The following is a 21,054-nucleotide window of genomic DNA, read 5'->3' as shown; positions in this document are numbered from 1 at the left end:
CGCCGACGTCAGGGAGTCCTCCGTGCCCAGCCCAGGTCCGCTCGCGCCCGCTCCGGTCGTGAAGGTGCCGGCCGGCACGACCGCCGGGCAGGCGGTCCGGGACGCCGGCCTGCCGAACAGCGGCGCGCAGGCGGTCGTGGTGGTGCGGGAGGCCGACGGGCAGTTGCGCGACCTGGCCTGGGTCCCGGACGCCGACGTCGAGGTGGACGCGGTGGCCGCGGACACCCCGGACGGCCGCTCGGTGATCCGCCACTCGGCCGCCCACGTGCTGGCCCAGGCCGTCCAGCAGCAGTTCCCGGAGGCCAAGCTCGGCATCGGTCCGCCGATCACCGACGGCTTCTACTACGACTTCGACGTCGCGGCCCCGTTCACCCCGGAGGATCTGAAGTCGCTCGAGTCGCGGATGCGCAAGATCATCAAGTCGGGGCAGCGGTTCGCCCGGCGGGTGCCGGAGTCGATCGAGGCGGCCCGGGCCGAGCTGGCCGGGGAGCCGTACAAGCTGGAGCTGATCGACCTCAAGTCGGGCCAGGACAGCTCGGCCGGGGACGTCGAGGGCGACGCGGGGGAGGGCGTCGAGGTCGGTGCCGGCGAGCTGAGCATCTACGACAACCTGCACGCGCACACCGGCGAGCGGGTGTGGGGCGACCTGTGCCGCGGGCCGCACGTGCCCACCACCAAGTACATCCCGGCGTTCCAGCTGACCCGCACGGCCGCGGCCTACTGGCGCGGCAGCGAGAAGAACCCGCAGCTGCAACGCATCTACGGCACCGCCTGGGAGTCGGCCGAGGCGCTGCAGGCGCACCTGGACTGGCTGGCCGAGGCCGAGCGCCGCGACCACCGCAAGCTCGGGGTCGAACTGGACCTGTTCTCCTTCCCGGACGAGCTGGGCTCCGGCCTGCCGGTGTTCCACCCGCGCGGCGGCATCATCCGCAAGGAGCTCGAGGACTACTCGCGGGCCAAGCACGTGCAGGCCGGGTACTCGTTCGTGAACACCCCACACATCACCAAGGGCCGGCTGTACGAGATCTCCGGTCACCTGGACTGGTACCGGGACGGCATGTTCCCGGCCATGCACCTGGACGCCGAGCTCGACGCCTCCGGTGCCGTGCGCAAGCCCGGCCAGGACTACTACCTCAAGCCGATGAACTGCCCGATGCACGACCTGATCTTCCGCTCCCGCGGGCGCTCGTACCGCGAGCTGCCGCTGCGGATGTTCGAGTTCGGCACCGTGTACCGGTACGAGAAGTCCGGTGTGATCCACGGTCTCACCCGGGTCCGGGGCATGACCCAGGACGACGCGCACATCTTCTGCACCCGCGAGCAGATGCGCGACGAGCTGACCGGCCTGCTGCGGTTCGTGCTGGAACTGCTGGCCGACTACGGGCTGGACGACTTCTACCTCGAGCTGTCCACCCGCAACGACGAGAAGTACGTCGGCACCGACGAGAACTGGCAGGTCGCCACCGACACGCTGGCCGAGGTGGCCCGGGAGTCCGGACTGGACCTGGTGCCGGACCCGGGCGGCGCGGCGTTCTACGGGCCGAAGATCTCGGTGCAGGCCCGGGACGCGCTGGGTCGCACCTGGCAGATGTCGACCATCCAGCTGGACTTCAACCTGCCGGAGCGGTTCGAGCTGGAGTACACGTCCTCGGACGGCACCAAGCAGCGGCCGGTGATGATCCACCGGGCGCTGTTCGGCTCCATCGAACGCTTCTTCGGGGTGCTCACCGAGCACTATGCCGGAGCGTTCCCGGCCTGGCTGTCGCCGGTGCAGGTGGTCGGCATCCCGGTGGCCGACGCGTTCGGCGAGCATCTGGAGGCCGTGGTCGCGCAGCTGCGGCAGCGCGGACTGCGGGCGGAGGTCGACCACTCGGACGACCGCATGCAGAAGAAGATCCGCACCCACACCACCGGCAAGGTGCCGTTCATGCTGCTGGCCGGCGGCCAGGACGTGGAGGCCGGGGCGGTCAGCTTCCGGTTCCGCGACGGCAGCCAGATCAACGGGGTGCCGGTCGCCGTGGCGGTGGACGCCATCGCGGACTGGATGGCCCGGCGGGTCAACGCCTCGCCGACCGCGGAGCTGTTCGACCTGCCCGGTGCCGGTGGCTGACGACGGAGAAGTCGGCCGAGCGAGGGACGAGCGAGGCCGGGCTTCGACCAACACACCCGGCCGGGCTGCCGGTTGGGCGGCCATGCCCGGCGACCCGACGTTGGAGCCGCGCGACGGGGTCGGCGTGCCGGACACGCTGCTGCGGCTGTGGACCCCGCACCGGATGGCCTACATCACCGGCGGCGCCAACGCCGGCGGTGAGCGGCCCGCGCCGACCTGCCCGTTCTGCCGGATCCCGAGCCTGTCCGACGAGGACGGCCTGGTCATCGCCCGGGGCGAGCACGTCTACGCCGTGCTCAACCTGTTCCCGTACAACCCGGGCCATCTCATGGTGGTGCCGTACCGGCACGTGCCGGACTACACCGACCTGGACGCGGACTCGGCCGAGTTCGCCGAGTTCAACCGGTTCACCCGGCACGCCCTGGAGGTGCTGCGCGCGGTCTCGGCGCCGCACGGCTTCAACCTGGGCATCAACGCCGGGGTGGCCGGCGGCGCCGGGATCGCCGCGCACCTGCACCAGCACGTGGTGCCACGGTGGGGTGGCGACGCCAACTTCATGCCGGTGGTCGGCCACACCAAGGTGCTGCCCGAACTGCTGGGCACCACCCGGGAGCTGCTCGCCGCGGCCTGGTGATACGCCGGTGACGGGCTCGGGCCGGACCCGGGCGCCGTGCGTGTGACGATCCACCCGGGCGTCCTGGCCACTACAGTGACGGCTCTGTTCCCGGCCGGGGACGCGTCCGTCGCGCACCCGGCCGGGGAGCACGTCCGGACCCACCCGCTCGCCGACCGAATCGGACCCGCATGCTGAACTCCGTCGCCCGCTCCTCGGTGTCCAAGGTCACCGACCCGATCGGCCGGGGACTGCTGCGTGCCGGGTTCAGCCCCGACCTGGTCACCGTGATCGGCACGGTGGGCGTCGTCGGTGGGTCGATCGGGCTGCTGGCCACCGGCCACCTGTTCATCGGCACGCTCGTGGTCACCGTGTTCGTGCTGTTCGACCTGCTCGACGGGGCGATGGCCCGGGCCCGCGGGTACGGCACCGATTTCGGCCTGGTGCTGGACGCCTCGTGCGACCGGATCGCCGACGGCGCCCTGTTCGGCGCGTTGGCCTTCTACGCCTTCACCCACGCCGACGCTCCGGGCGGCTCGGCGGCCCTCGGCGCGGCGGCGCTGGTCTGCCTGGTCACCGGTCAGGTCATCTCCTACGTCAAGGCGCGGGCCGATTCGGTGGGGCTGCCCATCGGTGGCGCGCTGGCCGAACGGGCCGAGCGCAACCTGCTCGGCCTGGTCGGCGCGGGCCTGACCGGACTGGGTCTGGACTTCGCGCTCCCCGTCTGTCTGTGGCTGCTCGCGGCGGCCGGTCTGGTCACCGTGGTGCAGCGACTGCTGCAGGTGCGCACGGCCGCGCTGGCCGCCGGCAAGATCGATGCGCCGCGCCGGTCGGCCCGGGCGCCGCGGGCGGACCGGCCGTACGCGCCCGCCGGGCGGACCCGCAAGACCGGCCGGACCGCCGGCCGCACCCCGCGGGTGGCGCGCCGCAGCGGGCGATGAGCCAGGACACTCTGCACGCCGAGTCGTCCCGAACCGGGCGTGGCGCCGTCGACCGGTGGACCGATCGGCTGGCCGGGGCCGGGTACGCGGCCGGGTGGCGCACGGTGTCCGGGCTACCGCGACCGGTGGCCGAGCGCGCGTTCCGGCTCGCGGCCGACCGGGCCGCCCGTCGGCACGGACCGCGGACCGTGCAGCTGGCCCGCAACTACCGACGGGTGCTGGGGGACACCGCCACCCCGTCGACCCTGGCCGCGGTGGTGGGGGCGGGCATGCGCTCGTACGCCCGCTACTGGCGGGAGACGTTCCAGCTGCCGGGACTGGACCACGCCGCGGTGACGGCCACGGCCACGGCCGGCACCATCGGGCTCGAGCACCTGGACGCGGCCGTGGACGCCGGTCGCGGCGCGATCCTGGCCCTGCCGCACTCGGGCAACTGGGACGTGGCCGGGTTGTTCGTGACCCGGCGGTACGGCGCGCTGGTGACGGTGGCCGAACGGCTGCGGCCCGAGTCGCTGTACGAGCAGTTCGTGGCCTACCGCGAGTCGCTCGGGATGGAGATCCTGCCGCTCACCGGGGGCGGTGCCGGCCCGTCGCAGGTGCTCAAGGACCGGCTGCGCGCGGGCAAGGTGGTGGCCCTGCTGGCCGACCGGGATCTGACCGCGTCGGGTGTCCCGGTCGACTTCTTCGGTGAGCCGACCCGGATGCCGGCCGGGCCGGCGTTGCTGGCCGCGACCACCGGGGCGGCGCTGCTGCCGGTCCACCTGAGCTTCACCGACGACGGCTGGCGGCAGGTGGTGGCGCCGCCGCTGCAGCTGCCGGGCCGGCGCCTCGCCGAGCAGGTCCGCGGTGGGACCCAGCTGCTGGCCGACTTCTTCGCCCAGGAGATCGGTGAGCACCCGGCCGACTGGCACATGCTGCAGCCGCTGTGGCTGGCCGACCTGGACCCGGAGCGACTCGCGCGGCAGCCCGCGGACCGGTCGGCGTCATGAGGATCGGCTCGTGAGGATCGGGGTGGTGTGCCCGTACTCGTTCGACGTGCCGGGCGGGGTGCAGGCGCACGTGCAGGACCTGGCCCGGGCGCTGCTGGCCATGGGGCACCAGGTGTCGGTGCTGGCCCCGGGTGACGACGACCGTCCGGCCGGCGAGGAGCCGCCGCCGGACTGGTTCGTGCCGACCGGGCGCAGCCTGGGCATCCCGTACAACGGCTCGGTGGCCCGCCTGTCGTTCGGCCCGAAGTCCTACCGGCGGGTGCGCCGGTGGATCCGCAGCAACGCCTTCGACGTGCTGCACGTGCACGAACCGGTGGCGCCGAGCCTGTCGATGCTGGCGTTGATGGTGGCCGAGGGGCCGATCGTGGCGACCTTCCACACCGCCAACCCGCGGTCGCGCATGCTCGCCGCGTTCCAGCCCGTGCTGCAGCCGTTCCTGGAGAAGATCACCGGGCGGATCGCGGTGAGCGATCTGGCCCGGCAGGTCCAGGTGGAACACCTGGGCGGGGACGCCGTGATCATCCCGAACGGGGTGGACGTCGCCTTCTTCGCCGAGGCGCGCCCGCTGGACGGGTACCCACGGGAGGGTGGCACCGTCGGGTTCCTGGGCCGGTTCGACGAGCCGCGCAAGGGCATGGAGACGCTGCTCGGCGCGATGCGGCAGCTGCGACCCGGACGGCCCGGCCTGCAGATGCTGGTCGCCGGCACCGGCAACGCCGAGGCACTGCTGCAGCAGGCCGGACCCGACCTGGCCTCGCACGTGCGGGTGCTGGGCCGGGTCAGCGACGTGGAGAAGGCCCGGCTGTTGCGATCGGTGGACGTGTACTGCGCCCCGAACACCGGCGGCGAGAGCTTCGGCATCATCCTCACCGAGGCGATGAGCGCCGGCGCCCCCGTGGTGGCCAGCGACCTGGACGCCTTCCGCCGGGTGCTGGACGACGGCCGGGCCGGCCTGCTCGCTCCGGTCGGCGATGCGGCCGCGTTGGCCGGAGCGCTGGCCGAGGTGCTGGACGATCCCGTCCGGGCGGCGGCGACGGCCGACGCGGGTCGCCGGGTGGTGGCCTCCTACGACTGGCCGGTGGTGGCCCGCCGCGTGGTCAAGGTGTACGAGACCGTGGTGGCGGCCGATCCGCGGACGGTGATCGAGGCCGACTGACGCGACCCGGCCGGAAGCGGCTCGCCCGCACCGGGGGATCCGTCGGCGCCCGGGTCCGTGGGACGCTGTCCGCCGAGTGCCGGCCCGGACGGGCCGGCGCGCACGCAGATGGGGAGGCCGCGTGACCGCGACGATCGTCGTCGTCCTCGTGGTGGTCGTGCTGTTGGCCGCGGTCTGGCTGTGGTTCACGGCGAACCGCCTGGACCGGCTGCACGTGCGGACCGAGGCGGCGTGGGCGGGGCTGGAGGGGGCGCTGGCCCGTCGGGTGGTCGCGACTCGTGCGGTGGCTGCCGCGGGCGGGTTGACGCCGGAGCGGGCCGCCGAGCTGCGCGCGCTCGCCACCGCGGCCGACACCGCCCCGCGGTCCGGTCGGGCCGACGCCGAGAACGACCTCTCCCGGGTGCTGCGCACACTGCCCGCCGACCTGGACCCGGCGTTGGCCGCCGAGCTGGCCGACGCCCAGGAACGGGTGGTGCTGGCCCGCCGGTTCCACAACGACGCCGTCCGGGACACCCGGGCGCTGCGCGCGGCCTGGTTCACCCGGGTCTTCGGCCTGGCCGGTCGGGCGGCACTGCCCGACTACTTCGAGATCGTCGAGGACGCCCGCCCGGACCCGGTGCGCCGCACCGCGGCTCGCGTGGTGCTGCTCGATGCGCACGAGCGGGTGCTGCTGCTGTCCGGCGTCGACCCGGACGTCGGGGTGCCCTGGTGGATCACCCCGGGGGGCGGCACCGAGCCGGGCGAGGAGCTGGCCGACACCGCGGTCCGCGAGCTGGCCGAGGAGGTCGGTGTGCGGCTGCACAGCACCGACCTGGTCGGGCCGATGTGGCGGCGGGTGGCCCGGTTCGAGTTCGTCGGCGTCGACTACGAGCAGACCGAGTACTACTTCGCGGCGCAGGTCGCGGGATCCCGCGCAGCGGACCAGATCCTCGACGACAGCGGTGACGCACCCGCCGCCGGGCCGGCCGGGCTGGACATCACCGGCCGCACCGAGCAGGAGCAGCGCACCCTGACCGGTCACCGCTGGTGGACCCGGGCCGAGCTGGCCGAGTGGTCCGAGGCGGTCTACCCGTTGGAGCTGGTGGAGCGGCTGCCCGAGGTCTCCGCGCTGCTGCGGGACAGGACCGCGCCACCCCGTCCGGTCGAGGTGCAGTGACCACGGCGCTGTCGCCCCGGTGCGGGTGGTGGTGGCCCAGACCGGTGGCCCGGTGCTCGTGGCGGAGGAGTCGTCCGAGCGAGGGACGAGCGCGGGCGGGCGCCGACCATCGGATCGACCGGATGCTCACCGGTGCCGGCCGGCGCCCTCCCTGCCTCGATGCCCCGATGACCGACGCGGCGTTCGAGGACCACTTCGACGGGCCGGATCTCGACCCGGACGTGTGGCTGCCGTGCTACCTGCCAGCGTGGAGCTCGCGCGCGGCCACCGCGGCCGACGTCGAGTTCCGCGACTCCTGCCTGCACCTGCGGCTGCGCCCGGGACGCGGCCACTGGCGGCCGGGTGCGGTGGTCCGCGAGGAGCAGCCGGCCTTCGCGGGTCTCACCCCGACCTTCGGCCGGCTGGAGCTGCAGGCCCGGATGGTGCTCGGTCCCCGGTCGATGGCCGCGTGGTGGCTGGTCGGCCTGCAGGACGTGATGGCGCGCAGCGCCGAGATCTGCGTGGCCGCGTTCCACACCTACGCGGTCGACTGGACGGCCGACGCGGTGACGTTCTCGATCGACGGCGCGCCGGGACGCCCGGCGCCGGCGAGCGGACCGTGCCCGAGCTGGTCGTCGACGTGCTGCGGGTCCGGCCGGCCGGTTCCGACCACCGGGAGGACGCCGTCCGGCGCGCCGTTCCGTGATCACCGACCGTGCATGACGTGGATCGCCGCTCGCGTCCGCCGACGTTGCCGCGGCACCGTTTCCGTCGCGGATCGTCGTCGATCCGTTGCGGTGCGCTTCGAAGGCGTTGCCGCGGGAACGTTCTCGGTGCGTGCCGTGGTCGGTTGATCACACTCCGCCGGAACGGCCGACCGGGGAAGTCGCGAGCCGTTGATCACCCAACGTGTCGGATTCCGCTCGGCGGGTCTGCCGGAGTGCGGCCGTTCGGCGACCTAGCGTGAGGTCGAGCCGTGGGTCCACGGACGTGTGGACGGACGAGGTCGTGAGGTGGGCAGCATGCGGGGACACCGGGTCGGTCGGTCGGGCCGCGTGCTCGGGGCGGCCGGCGTGGTCGGGGTCCTGCTGGTCACCGCGGCGTGCGGCCAGCCCGTCTCCCCGCGCGACGAGCCGCCGCCGCCGACCGCCGGCTCCGCCGCCGCGAGTCAGCCGGCGTCCGCCGAACCGCCCGTCCCGTCGGTGGTGACGGTGCCGCCGTTGCCGACGAGCACGCCCGAGCCGGAACCCACACCGGAGCCCGAAACGGAACCACAGCCCGAGCCGCCCCCCGCGCCCGAACCGGCGCCCGCCCCCGAGCCGGTCGACGCGCTGACCGGCAACGCGCCGGTGGTCGGCCCGGTGGTGGCCGTCAAGATCGACAACACGGCGGCCGGTCTGCCCCAGTACGGCCTGGCCCAGGCCGACATCGTGGTGCTCGAGGAGGTCGAGGGCGGGATGACCCGGCTCATGGCCGTCTTCCACACGGTGCTGCCGAACGAGGTCGGCCCGGTACGCAGCGTGCGGACCACGGACGCCGAACTGCTGCCGATCTTCGGCGTGCCGATCCTGGCCTTCTCCGGCGGCGCCGGTGGCCCGCTGTCGGCCTTGCGGTTCGTCGGTGCGCTCGACGGTTCCGGCGCGGGCCGGTGGTGGCGGTCGCCGGCCGCCCGGGCGCCGTACGACCTGCACGTCGACGTGGCGTCGGTCGGTGCGTCGACGTCCGGCTGGACCGACCCCCTCTCGGTGGGCTGGACCTTCTCGGCGGCGGCACCGGCGGCGACGGACCCGCGCGACGGCAGCCGGCTGACCGCCCGGTTCCCGGCCGCCACCCAGACCTTCCAGTGGGACGGCGGCCGGTACCAGGTCGGCCGGGCCGGGACCTCACTGGCCGACGCCTCGGGCACCCCGGTCACGGCGGACAACGTCCTGGTGCTCCGCGTGGCGGCCGAACCGGACGGCACGGTCGACTCGGTGGGCAGCCCGTCGATGGTCTCGCACACCGTCGGCACCGGGTCGTTCACGTTGCTGCGCGACGGCGTGGCGGTGGCCGGCACCTGGACCCGACCCGCGCTGGAGGCCGGCCTCCAGCTCACCGACGCGGCCGGGGCGCCGGTGCCGCTGAAGCCGGGCCGGACGTGGCTGGTGCTGGCCACGCCCGGGACGGCGATCAGCTGATCACCGCCGCGCCGGACTGCTGACCACCGACGGGGCGCCGGCCGGACCCCGGCTGGGCGCTGGCTGCGCCGGGCGTCACCGGGCGGCCCCGGCAGGGGCTAGCATCGGTGCGCTTCGCCGCGGCCCGCATCCCGGGCTCGTTCCGCCCAGGAGGCCAGATGTCCGAGTCGTCGACCCCGTCCGTCCAGCCCGAGTCCGCCGAGTTCGCAGAACCTGCGGGGACCGCCACCCAGACCGGGTCGGCCCGGGTCAAGCGGGGCATGGCCGACATGCTCAAGGGCGGCGTGATCATGGACGTGGTCACCCCCGAGCAGGCCAGGATCGCCGAGGACGCCGGCGCCGTGGCCGTGATGGCGCTGGAGCGGGTGCCCGCCGACATCCGCGCCCAGGGCGGAGTGTCCCGGATGAGCGACCCGGACATGATCGACGGGATCATCAGCGCGGTCTCCATCCCGGTGATGGCCAAGGCCCGCATCGGGCACTTCGTCGAGGCGCAGATCCTGGAGTCCCTCGGCGTGGACTACATCGACGAGTCCGAGGTGCTCACCCCGGCCGACTACGCCCACCACATCGACAAGTGGCCGTTCACCGTGCCGTTCGTCTGCGGCGCGACCAACCTGGGCGAGGCGCTGCGCCGGATCGCCGAGGGCGCCGCGATGATCCGCTCCAAGGGCGAGGCCGGCACCGGTGACGTGTCGAACGCGGTCACCCACATGCGCACCATCGGGGCCGAGATCCGTCGGCTGGCGTCGCTGCCCGTCGAGGAGCTCTACGCCGCGGCCAAGGAGCTGCAGGCGCCGTACGAGCTGGTGGCCGAGGTGGCCGAGCTCGGCGCGTTGCCGGTGGTGCTGTTCACCGCCGGTGGCATCGCCACCCCGGCCGACGCCGCGATGATGATGCAGCTCGGCGCGCAGGGCGTCTTCGTCGGTTCCGGCATCTTCAAGTCGGGAGACCCGGCCGCTCGCGCTGCCGCCATCGTCAAGGCGACGACCTTCTTCGACGATCCGGACGAGCTGGCCAAGGTCTCCCGGGGACTGGGCGAGGCGATGGTCGGCCTCACCGTCGACGAGGTGCCGGTGCCGCACCGGCTGGCCGAGCGCGGCTGGTGACACCCGCGCCGGCCGGAGCCGACCCCCGCCCGCGTCACAGGCGGGGGTCGACCGGATCGGACTCCAGGGCCAGCACGGCGAACACGGCCTCGTGGATGCGCCACAGCGGCTCCCGGCGCACCACCCGGTCGAGCGACTCGACGCCGAGGGCGTACTCACGCAGCGCGAGCGACCGCTTGCGGCCCAGTTCGCGGCGACGCAGCCGGTCCAGGTGCTCGGGACGGGTGTAGTCGGGCCCGTAGATCAGCCGCAGGTACTCCCGGCCGCGGACCTTGATCCCCGGCTGCACCAGGCCCCGCTCGCCGCGCACCAGGTTGGCCAGCGGCTTGACCACCATGCCCTCGCCGCCGACGTCGGTGAGCGCCCGCCACCAACGGGTGCCGGCCGCGACCGAGTCGGGATCGCCGGTGTCCACGGCGATCCGGCGGGTGCTGCGGAACAGCTCCGGCGCGGCGCGGACCAGGCGGTCGGCCAGTCCGAGGTGCCAGTCGTGGTCGTGGTCGGTCCAGCGGCGGCCCTCGGTGGCCAGCAGCTGGAACGGGGCCAGCTGCACACCCTGCAGTCCGGACGTCGGCCAGACGTACCGGCGGTAGGCGGCGGTGAACGCCTCGGCGTCGGCGGCCCGCTCCCGGGTCCGCGCCAGCAGGTCGCCGACGTCCAGCCCGCGGTCCGCGGCCGCCTGCACGGCGGCCACGGCCGGCGGCAGCACCGCGCGGGCGGCCGCCCCGACCGCGGCGTACTGCTGGCGCAGCAGGTCCTCGGCCTTGGCCGACCACGGCAGCAGCTCGGCGTCCAGCAGGACCCAGTCGGTGTCGAACTCCGCCCACAGCCCGGCGTCGGTGACCGCGGCGCGCACCGCGGTCAGCAGGTGTTCGGTGGTGACCGCGTCGAAGAACGTCCGGCCGGTGCGGGTGTGCACCGCCCCGGACGCGCCGTCGGTCACCCCGAACCGGGCCGCGGCCCGCTCCGCGTCGCGGCAGACCAGCACCACCGCCCGCGATCCCATGTGCTTCTCCTGACCGACCACCTGCCGCACCCCGCTGCGCCGGTAGAACTCGAACGCGCTGGCCGGGTGCTCGAGCTCGGGGCTGTCCGGGTCGCCGGTGGCCGTCGGCGCCATGGTCGGTGGCAGGTGCAGCAGCCAGCGAGGGTCGATGGCCCAGCGGCTCATCACCTCCAGCGCCCCCGCGGCCTGCTCCTCGCGCACGGTGACCCGACCGGCCAGCGTGGTCTCGACCGTGCGCCGGCCCAACACGTCGATGATGGCCAGGTCATCCGGATCGCGTTGCCGGGCAGCGGATCCCGCCTCGAGTTCCGCGGTCACCGGGAACGGGCGCGCCGGCTCGTAGTGGACCCGCGTGGCGGGCACCGAGACCAGCTCCCGCTCCGGGTAGCGCAGCGCCGTCAGCCGCCCACCGAACACACACCCGGTGTCCAGGCACAGGGTGTTGTTCACCCATTCCGGCTCCGGGGTCGGGGTGTGGCCGTAGAGCACCATCGCCGGGCCGCGGTAGTCGCGGGCCCAGGGGTACCGCACCGGTAGGCCGAACTCGTCGGTCTCACCGGTGGTGTCGCCGTACAGCGCGAAGCTGCGGACCCGGGCCGAGGCCCGGCCCTGGTACTCCTGTTTCAGCCCGGCGTGGGCCACGACCAGGTTGCCGTCGTCGAGCACCAGGTGGGACACCAGGTCCCGGCAGAACCGCAGCACCGCGTCCCGGAACTCCGGCGGCTCCGCGGCCAACTGGGCCAGCGTCGTCTCCAGGCCGTGACTGACCTGGACCTGCTTGCCCTCCAGGGCGCGGACCAGCTTCTGCTCGTGGTTGCCCGGGACGCACCGGGCGTGCCCGGCCGCGACCATGCCCATGACCAGCCGCAGCACGCCGGGGGAGTCGGGTCCGCGGTCGACGAGATCGCCCAGGAACACCGCGGACCGGCCGGCCGGCGGCACCGCGTCCACGGTCCGTCCGGCGGCGTCCCGCACCAGCTGGTAGCCGAGGCGGTCCAGCAGCGCCTCGAGCTCGGGCCGGCAGCCGTGCACGTCGCCGATGACGTCGAACGGCCCGTGCTGATCCCGGAAGTCGGTGAGCAACCGCTGCCGCACGACCACGGCCCGGGCCACGTCCTGCTCGGTGCGCAGCACGTGCACGGTGCGGAAGCCCTCGCGGCCCAGCTGCCGGATCGAGCGGCGGAGCTGGTCCCGCTGCCGGCGCACCACGGCGTCGCCGACGTTCCGGTCGGCCCGGGTCGCAGTGCGGTCCAGGCAGACCCGCTCGGGCAGGTCGAGCACGACCGCCACCGGCAGCACGTCGTGGTCGCGGGCCAGCCGCACGAGCTGACGGCGGGCGTCGGGCTGCACGTTCGTCGCGTCGATGACGGTCAGCCGGCCCGCGTCCAGCCGCTTCCCGGCGATGAACGAGAGCACCTCGAAGGCCGCCGGTGTCGCGGCCTGGTCGTGCTCGTCGTCGGAGACCAGGCCGCGGCACACGTCGCTGGACAGCACCTCGTACCGGCCGAAGTGGGTGCGGGCGAACGTCGACTTGCCCGACCCGGATGCGCCGATCAGGCACACCAGGGACAGCTCGGGCACGGCCAGTTCCAGCGGTCCGAGCGAGTCGGGGGTGGTGGTGTCCGTGGTCATGTGCTCCTCGGTCATGCGCTCCTCCGGAACACGGCCATCTGGGTGGGCGGTCCCACCTGCGGATCGTCGTCGCCGATCGGGCTGAACTGGACGTCGTAGCCGTGCGCGGCTGCGACATCGTCGGCCCAGGACCGGAACTCGGCCCGGGTCCACTCGAAGCGGTGGTCACGGTGCCGCATCGTCCCGGCCGCCAGGTGCGGGTACCGGACGTTGTGCTCGGCGTTCGGGGTGGTGACGAGCACGGTCCGCGGGCGGGCGGCGCCGAACACCGACCGCGACAGCGCCGGAAGGCGGTCGGCGTCCAAGTGCTCGATCACCTCCATCAGCACCACGGCGTCCTGCCCGGTCAGCCGGTCGTCGCGGTAGGTGGCCGACGACTGCAGCAGCTGCAGACGGTCCCGCTGCCGGTCGGGCATCCGATCCAACTGCAGCCGCCGTCCGGCCGCGGCCAGGGCCCGGTGCGAGACGTCCACGCCGATCACCGAGCTGAACGTGCTGTCGGCGAGCAGGTCCCGCAGCAGCGCCCCCTCCCCGCACCCGAGATCGACGACGCTGCTGGCCTGCTCGGCGCGCAGCGCGGCCAGCACGGCCTCCCGGCGCAGCCGCTGGAGCGGGCGGGCGGGCGTCGCGTCCGGGGTGGCGTCGGCCTGGTCGTCCGGTCGGTCGTCCAGCGCGGCGAAGCGGGTGCTGGCGTCCTGCACCAGGGTGCGGTGGTGGCCGAGGTACCGGCGGGTGATGAGGTCGCGCTCCGGGTGGCCCGGCAGCCAGTCGCCGCCGGAGCGCAGCAGCTTGTCGACGTCGTCGTCGCCGATCCAGTGGTGCTTGCCGTCGTCGAGGACGGGGATGAGGACCGAGAGCTGGGTGAGGGCCGTCGCCACCGTGAGCCGCCCGGCGAGCCGCACGTCCTGGTACGGCGAGTCGCCCCAGTCGGGCAGCTCCGGATCCAGCGGCAGGGGAGCGGCCGTCACCGACCAGCCCAGCGGTGCGAACAGCCGCTGCGTCAGATCGGCGCCGCCGCGGGCGGGCAGGGCCGGCAGCGAGATCTCCAGGTCCAGGGCGCGGCCGACCAGCTCCGGACGGGCGTCGCACCGGCCGGTCATCGCGGTGCCGAACACCCGGCCCAGCGCCACCGTCAGCATGGACGACGCCGCGTACGGGCGGTCGTTCACGTACTGGGACAACGCGGAGCTCTCGGCCGAGCCGCGGCCGCCGCGCCCGCGGACCAGCCCGATCGGATCCACCTCGACGAGCAGCGCGACCGTGCTGCGCGCCGCGGTCGCCTCCGGCCAGAAGACGTGGGCCACCCCGACCGAGCTGGGGAAGCGTTGCGCCCGTCCTGGGTGCTTGAACAGCAGGAAGCCGAGGTCGGTGGCGTCCGGCAGCGCGGGCGAGGCGGTCGCGGTCAGGGTCAGCAGCACCCGGGCAGTGTGCCCGAGATCGACATCGATGTCCGGTGCTTTCCGGCGCGCCCGTCGATCACTCCCGGGTGACCCCACTGGTCGTGACGAGGATCCGCCACGGCCCGTCGGGGACGTCCTGCTCCTGCACGAACCGCCAGTCGAGCCGATCGGTGTCACCGTCGAGATCCGCGAACTCCAGGCAGCCGTTCAGCGCCGGGCTCACGTCCATCCCAGCGCCGCCGTACCGGGCGTTGGCCGGCCGCGCATCCTCGTCACCGAAGACGTAGGCGGTGTCGGCGTACTCGCCCGGACCGGCGTCCTGGACCTGCCCGTAGCACTCCCGGTCCCCGCGGCGCAGCTGCACCCACCGGTTCTTCATGAGCGAGGCCCCGGGGTCGTCGACGAGCTCGGCCCAGCCGGGATCGCCCGCCCACGGCACCACCTCGCCGCGGGAGGCGGATCCCCGCTCGTCGTTCAGGTCGTCGAACGGCACGTCCAGGTAGAACGGGTTCTCCCGTGGCGTCATCGCGGTGGGGAAGAAGTCCCGGTCCGCCGTCCGCGGTTCGGTCCGGCAGTCGCCGTCGACGACCACCCCGTCACACCCGCCGTAGTGCTCCATCCAGCGGTCGTCGTAGGTCGACAGCACCTGGCTGCCGTCCTCGGCGTCCGGGTCGAAGATCTCGCCGACCCAGAACGTGGTGGCCACGATGTCGGTGTGCCACGGGTACTCCCGCTCGACGACGCCCGGACCCGGGTCGGCGTCCGACTGGGACGAGCCGCCGCAGCCGGCCAGCAGGAGCCCGAACGCCGCCATCCCCACCGCGAGCCCCGCCCCGGCGCTCATCACCGGTCAGCGGCGGGCAGCGACCAGATCGACGGGTCCTCGCCGCCCAGCCGCCACCATGCGATCCCGCCCAGGTCGTAGCGTCGCGCGACGTCGTACTTGTACTGCACGCTCCGCGCGTTCTCGTACCAGACGGTCCGCATCGAGCCGTCGCCGGCCCGGTACGTCAACCACGGCGACTGGGTCCCCACGTCCCATGACTCACCGGCACCCACCTGCCCGGCCAGCTCGGCGATCTGCACCCAGGTCAGGTTGCGGGCCGGACCGGATTCGGGCCAGTCGTACCCGAACAGGCCGATGCCCAGCAGCAGCTTGTGCGGCGGGATCCGGTCCACCGCGTACTGCACCACCCGGTCCACCCAGTCGTACGGGGCGATGGCGCCGGGTTCGCTGCTCTCCCAGTGCCAGTCGTAGGCCATCAGCGTCACCCGGTCCGCCACCGCGCCGATCACCGCGTAGTCCTGGGCCGCGTTGCGCTCGTCGTACCCGGCGTCGGTCTCCTTGACGTGCACGGTCACGAACAGCTGCTTGTCGGCCTCGTGCAGCGCGGCGCCCAGGTCGGTGACGAACGCCGAGAAGCCGGTCTGGTCCTTGCGCCGCAGGTTCTCGTAGTCGATCTGCAGGCCGTGCAGGTCCTCGGTCACGGCCAGGTCGACGAGCGACTGCACGTGGGCCCGCCGCAGCTCATCGTCGGCCAGGATCGCCCCGATCGTCTGCTCGTTCCACAGCCCGTCGGTGGTGTTGGCCACCGACGGCACGATCTGCATGCCGGCCCGGCGGGCCCGGTCGACGGCCGCCCGTTCGGCGACCGGGTCGAGCTGGTGCTGCAGGGTGATGGCGCCGTCCGGCAGCACCTCGTACGACCACGGCGACACGGCGTCGAGCCGGCCCCGGTTGGCCTCCATCGACCGCAGCGCCGACTCCTGGTCCCAGTAGGGGATGGCGCCGACCACATAGGGGCGCCACGAGGTCGCGACCGCCGGTCCGGCGGCCAACAGGCCGTGCGCCCACCAGCCGGCGATGAGCGCGAGCGCCAGCGCCAGCAGCCAGGCGATCCAGCGGCTCGGCCGCCGCGAGGACCGGCCACCGTCGCGGTCGGCCCCGCGGGGACCCGCTCCGTCGGTGAGCGCCCCGGTGCCGCCGGGAGACCAGTCCTGGGGCACCGGCGCGACGGGTGCCCGCGGCAGGTTCGACTCGGGCGGGACCGGCGCGGTGCCCGGCCGGGGCGGGACGGTCCTGGCGTTCGTCCCGGAGGTCACCCCCGGACCGCCGCTCCGGCCGTGCTCGCGCCGGCCCCGGCCCCGGCGCCGGCCCGGTCGTGCCGGGCCTGACCGGCCACCGCCAGGATGATCTGGTCGAGGGTGGTGGCCGGGTCGAACCCGACGAGGGACTTGGCCGCCCGGTTGTCCGGCACCCGCCGGCGCATGTCCTCGTACCCCGGTCCGTAGGCCTGCTCGTACGGCACCAGCACGATCTCGCTCTCGCTGTCGAGCAGCTCCACGACGCGGGCGGCCAGGGCCCCGATCGACACCTCGAACGAACCGCCCAGGTTGTAGGCCCCGCCCCGGGCCTGCGGGTGCTCGGCGATGGCGACCAGCGCCGGCACCACGTCGCGGACGAAGGAGAAGCAGCGGGTCTGCAGACCGTCACCGTGCACGGTGAGCGGTTCGCCGCGCAGGGCCTGCCCGACCAGCCGGGGCACCACCATGCCGTACCGCCCGGTCTGCCGGGGCCCGACCGTGTTGAACAGTCGGACGATGGCCACCTGCAACCCGAACTGCTGCCAGTAGGCGTGCGCGAACGCCTCGTCGATGCCCTTGGCCGCGGCGTAGGTCCAGCGGGACTTCAGTGGCGAACCCAGGATGCGGTCGGCGTCCTCGCCGAGCCGATCGGCGGTGTTCTTGCCGTACACCTCGCTGGTCGAGGCCAGCAGCAGCGAGGCGCCGGCGGCCAGAGTGGCGTCCAGCACCACCTCGGTGCCGTGGATGTTGGTGCGCAGGCTCTCCAGCGGGTGGTCGACGATGACGTGGACCCCGACGGCGGCGGCCAGGTGGAACACCCGGTCGGCGCCGTCCACGACGCCGTCGACCGTGGCGCGGTCCCGGATGTCGCCCTCGACGAAGGTCAGGCGCGGGTCGTCCCGCATCCCGTCGAGGTTGTCGATCCGGCCGGTGGACAGGTTGTCCAGGACGACGACGCTGTCGCCCCGGTCGAGCAGGTACTCGACGAGATGGGATCCGATGAATCCGGCCCCGCCGGTCACCACTGAACGCATCGTGGAACTCCAAGTCTGAGGAACGCTCTGGACGGTTCGGGAAGCAGGTCCGCCCGCGCCCGGTGGTCACTGCCGCCGGGCGCGGGCGGGACTGGATGGATCGCCGGTCAGCCGCGGCTCGGTTCCTGGGCGACCACGAACTGGTCACCGGGGGCGACGATCTGCGGGCCGGGCACCAGGTTGGACTCGGTGACCGCAGCGCCCTTGCGGTACTGCTCGACCACTGGGGCCTGCTCGCCCTCACCGGCGTCCTCGACCAGCTTCCGCGGACCCGAGGGTGCCGGAGCCTTGGCCGAGGGAGCCGGGGCCACGGTCGCCGCCTTGGCGCTGCTGGCGTTCAGCTGGGCGGCCGCCGCGGAGGCCGCCGGGGCCATCGCGAAGTCGTCCACGGTCAGCGTGCCGTTGCTGAAGATGTTGAGTCCGAAGCTGATCCCGGTCGCGCCGGTCGGGACCGGCGGGGTGGTCCAGGTCGCCTGGGTCCACGCCGTCGCGGCCGCGAACCACGGGCTCGAGGTCCAGTAGACCCAGGTGCCGGACGCGTTGCGGTAGTACAGGGCGAACTGGGTGACCGCACTCGACTTGTACCACTGGCCCAACGTGTAGGACGTGCCCGCCGTGGCGGCCGGGGCGCACGTGCCCAGGTCCAGGTTGGGCAGCAGCTTGGCGTCACCGTCGACGTAGTTGGCCACGGTCACCTTCACCGCGGTGCTGCCGCCGTGGGCATCGGTGGTGGTCGCGAAGGTCGAGGTGTTGCTGCCGTACCCGCCGGCCATGAAGCAGTCGGGCAGGCCGGTGCTGGCGTTGAACGTCTCCAGGCCCGGGTTCTGCACCGTGGCACTGCCGCCGGGGTTGGTCGGCGAGCCGGGGACGGCCGGCTTGGTGGCGCCGCCGATGACCTGGCCGACCGTCTTGACCACGGTGCCCTTGGTGGCCGCGCGCTTCTGCAGCCAGGCCAGGAAGGTCGCCAGCTTCGTCGGGCCGAACGCCGGGTCGGGGCACTTGGCGAGCCCGCCGGTGCAGATCTGGTGGAAGGTGAGTTGCACCCACCCGCCCTTGCTCTCGGCCTGCGTCACCTGTTGCTGCAGCTGGGCCACCGTCCAGTTCCGCTCCACCTGGTCCGGGGCCCGGGTGAACCACAGGTACGGCGGCGGGATGGTCTCGGCCACCGGGCAGTTCGCGCAACTCGCCGGCGACCTGATGTCGCCCAGCCCGCGCGCGCTGTTGTACCCGCAGTCCCGGGCGATGTTCTCGACCGCGGTGTTGGACGAGGCGAACGGATAGGCGAAGCTGGCGACCGGCAGGCCCCACTGCTCGAAGTTGACCCGGTCGTTGCAGACCTGCCGCTTGGCCTCGTCGGTGGAGAGCTGGGTCAGGTCGTAGTGGCTGACGGTGTGCCCGCCGATCTCGTGCCCGGCCGCCTTGAGGGCCTGCAGGTTGGCCAGGCTCAGATAGCCGCTGGATCCGACGTATCCGGAATTGACGTAGAACGTGCCGCGCATGCCGTAGGTCTGCAGCATGGATGCGGCGTCCATCTGGTTGGCGTTGCCGTCGTCGAAGGTCAACGACACGATCGTCTTCTCGACCGCGGCGGCCTTGGCCTTGGCCTTGGCCGTGGCCGTGGCCGTGGCCGCCCGCGGTGCCGGGGCGCCCTGGGCCGGTGCGGCGACCAGCACGGTCGTGCCGACGGCCACGGTGAGGGCCAGCAGCGCGCCCAGCAGCCGCGACCACCGGCGGCGCGTGCGGATCCGTCCGGCGGAGTCGTTCCGAGCGGCGAGTGGCCGCGAGAGTCCATGCGTCACAGGGTCACCCGGTCCGGAAGGTCGGTGAGGCGGAAGGTGGCGTCGAGCACGAGCGGATGGCCGGCCAGCCAGTCCAGGTCCTGGCGGCGGTGGCGGGTGTGCACCAGGATCAGATCGGGCGCGGACGCGGCCGGGTCGTCGAGCCCGGTCAGCACCGAACCGTCCTCCAGGGTGACCGTGGCGAAGTACGGGTCCGCGTAGGACGCGATCGCACCGGCCCGGCGCAGTTCGGCCAGGATCTCCAGGGCGGGGGATTCCCGCAGGTCCTCGACGTTCGGCTTGTAGGCCACCCCGACGACCAGCACCCGAGCGCCGGCCAGGCCACGCCCGCGCTCGGACAGGGCGTCCCGAACCCGTTGCACCACACGGCGCGGCCGCAGCGCGATGCCCGTCATCGCCTGTTCGATCACCGGCGAGGCGATGCGTTCCCGCCGCAACTGCCACAGCAGGTACTGCGGGTCGCAGGGGATGCAGTGCCCGCCGACCCCGGGGCCAGGGTAGAACGGCATGAACCCGTAGGGCTTGGTCGCCGCGGCCTGGATCACGCCCATCACGTCGATGCCGAGCTGGCGGGCGATGTCGGCGAACTCGTTGGCCAACGCGATGTTGACGGCGCGGAACGTGTTCTCCAGGAGCTTGGTCATCTCCGCGGCGCCCGGGTCGTCGACCAGGTGCACCTGCTTGGCGTAGGTGTGCAGCACCGTCGCGGCCCGCCGCCCGCACTCCGGGGTGACCCCTCCGACAACCCGGGGGACGTCCTCGTGCGGACCGCGGTCGTTGCCCGGGTCGATCCGCTCGGGGGAGAACGCCACGGACACGTCGCGGCCGGCGGTGAGCCCGCGTCGGGCCAGCGGCTCCACCAGCATCTCGCGGGTGCAGCCGACGTAGGTGGTGGAGGTCAGGACGATGACCTGGCCGGGAGTGGCTGCGGCGACGACGGTGTCGCAGGCGGACTGCAGGATGCCCAGCGCGGGCACGAGGTGGTCGTCGAGCGGTGTGGGGACGCAGATGATCACCGCGGCCGCCCGGGACAGGACCGCGACGTCCGCTGTCACCGTGAAGTCCGGGTCGACCAGCGCGTCCTGCAGTCGCTCGGTGTCGTCCGGCATCAGGTCGGGGTGGCCCTCTCTGATGACCTGCAACCGCGACAGCGAGACATCAAGGCCGGCCACACGCGCGCCCGCGGAGTGGAAGGCCAGGGCGGTCGGCAGACCCACGTAGCCGAGCCCGACGATGGCGACGTCGACGTCGAAGGCGGGGGTCGGCAGGTCGACGACCACGTCGGCCGGATCGTCGTGAATTGTTTCGACCGGCACGAGCAAAGGTGCTCGGGTGAAGCGCTCTGCGTCGGTGCGGAATCGCTCCGGCTCATTGCCGAAAGGGTCGGGATCGTTCATGGGCACGGTGCTCAGAGGTGCCGCCATCGACATACTCCGTTGTTCGGACCGACCGGGCGGCCGGGATCATCAATTGACACGCTGAGGGTTGGGGCGCACGCCGAGCGTCACCTTGAAGGGCATCAGGCTCCGTCCGGTGCGCGGAGCGGCGAGACCGACACCAACACGGGGTGCGGTCACCCGAACGAGGAACGACGTACGGGTCGATGTTCTACACAGCGTTGCGGACATCGTCAATGGGTCGAATCGGACGCGCCGAAGCGGGTGATCTTGGGAGGAATCGGTCACCGTCCGCCGTGTTCGCAGCGTGACCGATCCGCGGCCCAGACGCAACGGATCGTGACCGGCGGGGTGATCCACGGGCGGTTCGGCGGATTTCCGCAAGATTTCCTTGCCGTGTGCGCCGCGGTCGCTAGTATCCGGATCGTCGCCCGTTGTCCGTTCAAGCGACCGGTCCGTCCCGCCTCGCGG

The 21,054-nt window shown here is 73.3% G+C and carries 16 protein-coding genes; 9 read left to right on the top strand and 7 right to left on the bottom strand.

Annotated elements, in window-relative coordinates:
* Window positions 1-22: 22 nt before the first annotated feature.
* From thrS to pdxS, 9 genes are all read left to right on the top strand, one after another.
* On the top strand, window positions 23-2,110 hold the full coding sequence (thrS, locus tag JL106_RS07135) for a threonine--tRNA ligase (protein WP_328841643.1): 2,088 nt from the start codon (window positions 23-25) through the stop codon (window positions 2,108-2,110).
* A gap of 82 nt (window positions 2,111-2,192) precedes the next feature.
* The gene (locus tag JL106_RS07130) at window positions 2,193-2,744 is read left to right on the top strand and encodes an HIT family protein (RefSeq protein ID WP_205259978.1); all 552 of its coding nucleotides are present in this window, start codon (window positions 2,193-2,195) and stop codon (window positions 2,742-2,744) included.
* 170 nt (window positions 2,745-2,914) lie between these two features.
* On the top strand, window positions 2,915-3,664 hold the full coding sequence (gene pgsA, locus JL106_RS07125) for a phosphatidylinositol phosphate synthase (protein ID WP_205259977.1): 750 nt from the start codon (window positions 2,915-2,917) through the stop codon (window positions 3,662-3,664).
* Window positions 3,661-4,653, top strand: a complete 993-nt coding sequence (locus JL106_RS07120) for a phosphatidylinositol mannoside acyltransferase (RefSeq protein WP_205259976.1) — start codon at window positions 3,661-3,663, stop codon at window positions 4,651-4,653. Before pgsA ends, JL106_RS07120 begins: the two co-directional genes overlap by 4 nt.
* A 10-nt stretch (window positions 4,654-4,663) precedes the next feature.
* Window positions 4,664-5,809 (top strand): glycosyltransferase family 4 protein, encoded by a 1,146-nt coding sequence (locus JL106_RS07115; protein WP_205259975.1) that lies wholly within the window; start codon window positions 4,664-4,666, stop codon window positions 5,807-5,809.
* A gap of 121 nt (window positions 5,810-5,930) precedes the next feature.
* On the top strand, window positions 5,931-6,965 hold the full coding sequence (locus JL106_RS07110) for an NUDIX hydrolase (RefSeq protein WP_205259974.1): 1,035 nt from the start codon (window positions 5,931-5,933) through the stop codon (window positions 6,963-6,965).
* A gap of 167 nt (window positions 6,966-7,132) precedes the next feature.
* Window positions 7,133-7,798, top strand: coding sequence for a glycoside hydrolase family 16 protein (locus JL106_RS07105; RefSeq protein ID WP_205259973.1), 666 nt, complete (start codon window positions 7,133-7,135; stop codon window positions 7,796-7,798).
* 168 nt (window positions 7,799-7,966) lie between these two features.
* A complete protein-coding gene (locus JL106_RS07100) occupies window positions 7,967-9,121 on the top strand; it encodes a DUF3048 domain-containing protein (RefSeq protein WP_205259972.1) in 1,155 nt (384 codons plus the stop codon).
* A gap of 158 nt (window positions 9,122-9,279) precedes the next feature.
* Entirely contained in the window at window positions 9,280-10,230 is a 951-nt protein-coding gene (gene pdxS, locus JL106_RS07095; protein WP_205259971.1) for a pyridoxal 5'-phosphate synthase lyase subunit PdxS, read from the top strand.
* A 34-nt stretch (window positions 10,231-10,264) separates the two neighbouring features.
* Here the strand turns inward: pdxS and JL106_RS07090 are convergent, their stop codons facing one another.
* The 7 genes from JL106_RS07090 to JL106_RS07060 all read right to left on the bottom strand — a co-directional run bounded on the left by JL106_RS07090 (window position 10,265) and on the right by JL106_RS07060 (window position 20,610).
* Window positions 10,265-12,883, bottom strand: a complete 2,619-nt coding sequence (locus JL106_RS07090) for a polynucleotide kinase-phosphatase (protein ID WP_236006925.1) — start codon at window positions 12,881-12,883, stop codon at window positions 10,265-10,267.
* Complete coding sequence (locus tag JL106_RS07085) at window positions 12,880-14,286, bottom strand: 3' terminal RNA ribose 2'-O-methyltransferase Hen1 (protein ID WP_205259970.1); 1,407 nt, start codon at window positions 14,284-14,286, stop codon at window positions 12,880-12,882. The genes JL106_RS07090 and JL106_RS07085 overlap by 4 nt, the downstream gene beginning before the upstream one ends.
* 58 nt (window positions 14,287-14,344) lie before the next feature.
* A complete protein-coding gene (locus tag JL106_RS07080; protein ID WP_205259969.1) occupies window positions 14,345-15,112 on the bottom strand; it encodes a hypothetical protein in 768 nt (255 codons plus the stop codon).
* On the bottom strand, window positions 15,112-16,371 hold the full coding sequence (locus JL106_RS20800) for a glycosyl hydrolase family 18 protein (RefSeq protein WP_205259968.1): 1,260 nt from the start codon (window positions 16,369-16,371) through the stop codon (window positions 15,112-15,114). The genes JL106_RS07080 and JL106_RS20800 overlap by 1 nt, the downstream gene beginning before the upstream one ends.
* Window positions 16,368-17,387: an NAD-dependent epimerase/dehydratase family protein gene (locus tag JL106_RS07070; protein WP_205259967.1), complete on the bottom strand. Its 1,020-nt coding sequence runs from the start codon at window positions 17,385-17,387 to the stop codon at window positions 16,368-16,370. The genes JL106_RS20800 and JL106_RS07070 overlap by 4 nt, the downstream gene beginning before the upstream one ends.
* Before the next feature lie 107 nt (window positions 17,388-17,494).
* A complete protein-coding gene (locus tag JL106_RS07065) occupies window positions 17,495-19,186 on the bottom strand; it encodes a polysaccharide deacetylase family protein (RefSeq protein WP_205259966.1) in 1,692 nt (563 codons plus the stop codon).
* Window positions 19,183-20,610, bottom strand: coding sequence for a nucleotide sugar dehydrogenase (locus JL106_RS07060; RefSeq protein ID WP_236006924.1), 1,428 nt, complete (start codon window positions 20,608-20,610; stop codon window positions 19,183-19,185). The genes JL106_RS07065 and JL106_RS07060 overlap by 4 nt, the downstream gene beginning before the upstream one ends.
* Window positions 20,611-21,054: the final 444 nt, after the last annotated feature.

Origin of the sequence: Nakamurella leprariae, assembly GCF_016918035.1 — a bacterium.
GTDB lineage: Bacteria > Actinomycetota > Actinomycetes > Mycobacteriales > Nakamurellaceae > Nakamurella > Nakamurella leprariae.
This window is presented reverse-complemented; position numbering and strand designations above follow the sequence as displayed.

Bases quoted from the DNA above. Each gene is read 5' to 3' on its own strand.
- JL106_RS07120 (WP_205259976.1), top strand. From the start codon at position 3,661: ATGAGCCAGGACACTCTGCACGCCGAGTCGTCCCGAACCGGGCGTGGC.
- JL106_RS07105 (WP_205259973.1), top strand. From the start codon at position 7,133: ATGACCGACGCGGCGTTCGAGGACCACTTCGACGGGCCGGATCTCGAC.
- JL106_RS07100 (WP_205259972.1), top strand. From the start codon at position 7,967: ATGCGGGGACACCGGGTCGGTCGGTCGGGCCGCGTGCTCGGGGCGGCC.
- JL106_RS07130 (WP_205259978.1), top strand. From the start codon at position 2,193: ATGCCCGGCGACCCGACGTTGGAGCCGCGCGACGGGGTCGGCGTGCCG.
- pdxS (WP_205259971.1), top strand. From the start codon at position 9,280: ATGTCCGAGTCGTCGACCCCGTCCGTCCAGCCCGAGTCCGCCGAGTTC.
- JL106_RS07070 (WP_205259967.1), bottom strand. From the start codon at position 17,387: ATGCGTTCAGTGGTGACCGGCGGGGCCGGATTCATCGGATCCCATCTC.
- JL106_RS07060 (WP_236006924.1), bottom strand. From the start codon at position 20,610: ATGGCGGCACCTCTGAGCACCGTGCCCATGAACGATCCCGACCCTTTC.
- pgsA (WP_205259977.1), top strand. From the start codon at position 2,915: ATGCTGAACTCCGTCGCCCGCTCCTCGGTGTCCAAGGTCACCGACCCG.
- JL106_RS07080 (WP_205259969.1), bottom strand. From the start codon at position 15,112: ATGAGCGCCGGGGCGGGGCTCGCGGTGGGGATGGCGGCGTTCGGGCTC.
- JL106_RS07090 (WP_236006925.1), bottom strand. From the start codon at position 12,883: ATGACCGAGGAGCACATGACCACGGACACCACCACCCCCGACTCGCTC.